At 70.7% G+C, this 3648-nt stretch carries 4 protein-coding genes and 1 pseudogene; 3 read left to right on the forward strand and 2 right to left on the reverse strand.

Going from position 1 to position 3648, the window contains the following annotated elements:
• Positions 1 to 142: 142 nt before the first annotated feature.
• Both SACPADRAFT_RS0200340 and SACPADRAFT_RS24455 read right to left on the reverse strand, forming a co-directional pair.
• On the reverse strand, positions 143 to 634 hold the full coding sequence (locus SACPADRAFT_RS0200340) for an NUDIX domain-containing protein (protein WP_007026911.1): 492 nt from the start codon (positions 632 to 634) through the stop codon (positions 143 to 145).
• Positions 622 to 1830 (reverse strand): tetratricopeptide repeat protein, encoded by a 1209-nt coding sequence (locus SACPADRAFT_RS24455; RefSeq protein WP_007026912.1) that lies wholly within the window; start codon positions 1828 to 1830, stop codon positions 622 to 624. Before SACPADRAFT_RS24455 ends, SACPADRAFT_RS0200340 begins: the two co-directional genes overlap by 13 nt.
• A 286-nt stretch (positions 1831 to 2116) precedes the next feature.
• Here SACPADRAFT_RS24455 and SACPADRAFT_RS24460 point away from each other — a divergent pair, with 286 nt between their 5' ends.
• The 3 genes and pseudogenes from SACPADRAFT_RS24460 to SACPADRAFT_RS0200360 form a co-directional block, all read left to right on the forward strand.
• Positions 2117 to 2683 carry a hypothetical protein gene (locus SACPADRAFT_RS24460; RefSeq protein WP_007026913.1) on the forward strand — a complete coding sequence of 189 codons (567 nt, stop codon included), beginning with the start codon at positions 2117 to 2119 and terminating at the stop codon, positions 2681 to 2683.
• Positions 2680 to 3204, forward strand: a complete 525-nt coding sequence (locus SACPADRAFT_RS33650) for a hypothetical protein (protein ID WP_007026914.1) — start codon at positions 2680 to 2682, stop codon at positions 3202 to 3204. The genes SACPADRAFT_RS24460 and SACPADRAFT_RS33650 overlap by 4 nt, the downstream gene beginning before the upstream one ends.
• 28 nt (positions 3205 to 3232) lie before the next feature.
• Positions 3233 to 3648: pseudogene (locus SACPADRAFT_RS0200360) on the forward strand (N-acetyl-gamma-glutamyl-phosphate reductase); the annotation flags it as partial.

Raw genomic sequence — 3648 nt, forward strand, 5'->3', positions numbered from 1 at the left:
CGGCCCGCGAGCGCCTGGGCGCGGTCCTGCGCGGCTGACGCACGTCGGTGGGCGGCGGTCGGCCGAGGTGGCTGAGCGCCGCCCACCGGGGTAGCGGGACGAGGTCGGAGATCGCCGGCCGCGAGGACGATTCGCCGGGATGTCAGGGTCGTTCGGCGTAGGCGGTCGTGCCGTCGGCGAGTGCGGCTCTGGCACGTTCTGTCCGGCGTGCCATGTCGTCCCGGAGCAACCTGGTGATGTCGGTTCGGTCGGCGAAGGTGAGTTCCGCTATCTCGGGGTCCGCCGGGGTGAGCCGGGTGGTTCGTGTGGCTTCGAGTACGCCGCCGTCGAAGACGAGAATGAGCTGGTCGTCCCACGGTCCGTGGGGGCCGACCCAGTCGAGGGCCAGCATTCGGCCGAGCGGGACCGACAGTCGCAGCTCCTCCCACAGTTCCCGTTCCGCGGCGGCGCGCGGTGGCTCATTGGCCTCCGCCATGCCACCGGGAAGATCCCAGAAGTCCTTGTAGGTCGGGTTGACGAGGAGGACCCGGTCTTGGTCGTCACGGATCAGTACGTCGACTGCGACACGTTTCCGTGCCTGGCGGGCGTTCCCGTCCGCCAGGTGATCCCAATCGGGTTCCGTCACACCGGCCATGTGTCGCCCCCGTGTTTGGGGCATGATCCCATGCCCGCCACTTCCTCGCGGAACAACGACACCTCCGGAACCTCGGTGTCCGCGCTCAGCGCCGTGGCGAGCACAGTCAGGCGCCGCCGAATGCGCGCTGACGTCAGCGACCGAGACATCCGGCATACCTCCGTGCCGATCAGTGCCGCCTCCTCGACTTTGCCCGTGTCGGCCAGCGCATGTGCCAGGTTCAATCGAGCGAATGCCCGCGAGCGGACTCGTTGTGGCCCACGGATCTCCAGAACGGTTTCGGCGGCTGACTTCGCACCGGAGAGGTCGCCGAGGTGTTGTAGGCAGTGAGCCGTCTCCGCGGCGAGCGAAGCCTCATCGAAGTCGGCGACCCATTCGGTCTCCCGGGATGCGGCGATGGAAAGGGCCTGCTCGGCCCGGTCGAGTGCTGCGTGACTCTCCCGAGTATGCCCGAGCAGGGCGAACGCCTTGGCCCGCATCGCCTGAAGCCGTGCGGTGAGGTGGGACGGACCGCTGACGGCGGCTGTGCTCCGTAGCCCTTTGGAGGCAATGCGGAGCGTGCTGTACGCATACCCGAGTTCGCCGGCGAGATGTGCCATCGAGGCGCAGATGTTCGCCGCCAAGGGGGAGCCGGGTGCTTGCACGGCCAGGGCGTAGGCGTCGGAGAAATGGTGCCGTGCGACGGCGTCGTCTCCGGCATCGTGGGCCATCCAACCCGCGACCTCGGTCATGGATGCGGCTGCGGCGAGGAAGGCACGATCCACCGCGGGATCGATGGTGATCAGTCGGGGGGTGATCTCCGAATGCAGGTACCGGACCACCTGCCCGTACATCACTCCTCCGCCGATCTCGCGATCGGCGGCCTGGAAGGCGGTGGAGACCGCGCGGATCGCCGTGATCTCAGGGCTCCGCACGGTGTCGGCGGGAGTTCTCCTCGGCCTCGTGGTTGTCTCCCGTGTCCGTGGGACCTCGGTCGACGTGTGCAACGCGCGCCGGTTGGCCGCGGACGGCCGAAAACCAAGCCGACCTTGTGGCCGGTTCAGTACGGCGGCGAACGCGGCCCGGTAGGCGGAGTTGGGCCAGCGGATCTTGCCACGTTCCAGCCGTCCCACGTAATGCTCGTCCAGAATGCCGGGTCGATCGGTATGTTCCGTCAGCCAGGCGTTCGCCGCTTCGGCCAACTCCGAGCGGGACATGGCTGTACCGGGAACACGTGGTGACGGAGTCGCTTCCCGTGCGGACCGAAGTTGGTTGTTCGGCTCCATTCAGTCACCCCCGGAGGCCGGACACAGTGAGACACGCATCGGCATTGTGCCCCGTTGATCCGCCCTGCGCGACCGCCCCCGAGTTCTGCCCTCCCGAATCTGGATCGACCGGGTGATTCTGGGATGGAAAGGGCCTTCTCCTGGCTGCCTGCACTCGTGCAACGGGCCGGATCTGCGAAGCCCACTCAAACGAATCCAGTCGATAAAGGGAGGACGCATGATGTCACGGGATCGGGAACTGCTCGCCCACGCTGCCCGGGTGAACCGGCACCTCGGGGACGCGGTGGTACGGCTGCTGTGCGAGTTCGACGACGACCACCCACCCGCCGAGGGGCTGGCGGCCCTCGGCCAGGCCCTGTCCGAACTCGCCCGCGCGTTCAGCGACCGGCATGCGGAGTTGACCGGCACCGCGACCGAGGAGCACGCGGCACTGACGTGGCGGCAGTGGGTGGCGCTCGACGACGTGCTCGCCGAGATGTGCGAGCGCAGCCAGGGGCGGTACGAGGATCTGCACGACCGGGGTCGTGGTGTGCTCGCGATGGTGCGCCCGGTGGTGTGGGGCGCGACCGGGCACGGGGAGGAGTCGACCCGGGCGACGCGGCTGTGCCGCGAGGTGTCCGAGGTCGTCGGCGCGCTGGCGCACCTCGTCGAGGCCGCGCCGGAGGACGCTCGGGCCGTGCGGTCGACGGGGGCGTCCGTGTCGGCGCTCGGCCGCCGGATGGAGGCCTACCCCGCCGAGGTGACCCCGGCGGCGATCACGAGCGAGAGCGGGGCCGGGGCGTGAACGGGACGGGTCGGACCGGGGTCCGGGAACGGGACGGAGCCACCGAGCGGGACGGGCGCGGCAGGTTCGTGCCGCCCACCTGCGATCAGGTGGCGGCGATCGAGCGGGAGCTGACGGAGCGCGGCGACGCGGGACGTGCCGCCGCTCTGCTGGTCGCGGCGTGTTACCCGGAGGCCGCACCGCTCGGTGGCAGCGGGGACGACGGCGACGACGCGGCGGCGGTGCGGGCGATGCGGCCCGCGCCGGACTGCGACCTTCCGGCGACGCGGCTGCGGCTGTGCCGGGCGGTCGACTGCGAGACCGAGGTGCTGTACCGCCACAAGGACGCCGGGCGCGTGGATGCCCTCGTGCCGCTGCGTGCTCTCGGGTTCCTGCTGCTGGAGTTGGGGTTCACCGTGGCCGCCGAGGGCGGCGTCGACTGCGCGGACATCGAGGCCACGGTCGGCCGTGCCTACGGGCTGCCGGGGTACGGATGTCCGCCGAACGCGGAGCCCCGCGGCCTCCACCCCGGCGAAGATTGACCTTGCGCCGTGATGCATACTCATACGTATGACGGTGAAGGCAGCGGTGGCCGGGGCGACCGGCTACGCGGGTGGCGAGCTGCTGCGGCTCCTGCTCGACCATCCGGACATCGAGATCGGCGCGCTCACGGCCGCCTCCAGCGCGGGTACCCCGCTGGGACGGCATCAGCCCCATTTGACGCCGTTGGCCGACCGCACCGTGCGCGAGACCACGGCCGAGTCCCTCGCCGGGCACGACGTGGTGTTCCTCGCGCTCCCGCACGGGCACTCCGCCGAACTGGCCGCCCAGCTCGGCGACGACACACTCGTCGTCGACCTGGGCGCCGACCACCGGTTGAACGACCCGGCCGACTGGCAGCGCTGGTACGGCGGGGAGCACGCGGGCAGCTGGCCGTACGGGCTGCCCGAACTGCCCGGCGGCCGGGACGCCCTGCGCGGCGCGCG

The sequence above is a fragment of the Saccharomonospora iraqiensis subsp. paurometabolica YIM 90007 genome (genome assembly GCF_000231035.2).
Lineage (GTDB): Bacteria > Actinomycetota > Actinomycetes > Mycobacteriales > Pseudonocardiaceae > Saccharomonospora > Saccharomonospora paurometabolica.

Excerpts from the sequence above, each read along its gene's own strand:
- SACPADRAFT_RS0200340 (WP_007026911.1), bottom strand. The coding sequence starts at position 634 with ATGGCCGGTGTGACGGAACCCGATTGGGATCACCTGGCGGACGGGAAC.
- SACPADRAFT_RS24455 (WP_007026912.1), bottom strand. The coding sequence starts at position 1,830 with ATGTCCCGCTCGGAGTTGGCCGAAGCGGCGAACGCCTGGCTGACGGAA.
- SACPADRAFT_RS24460 (WP_007026913.1), top strand. The coding sequence starts at position 2,117 with ATGATGTCACGGGATCGGGAACTGCTCGCCCACGCTGCCCGGGTGAAC.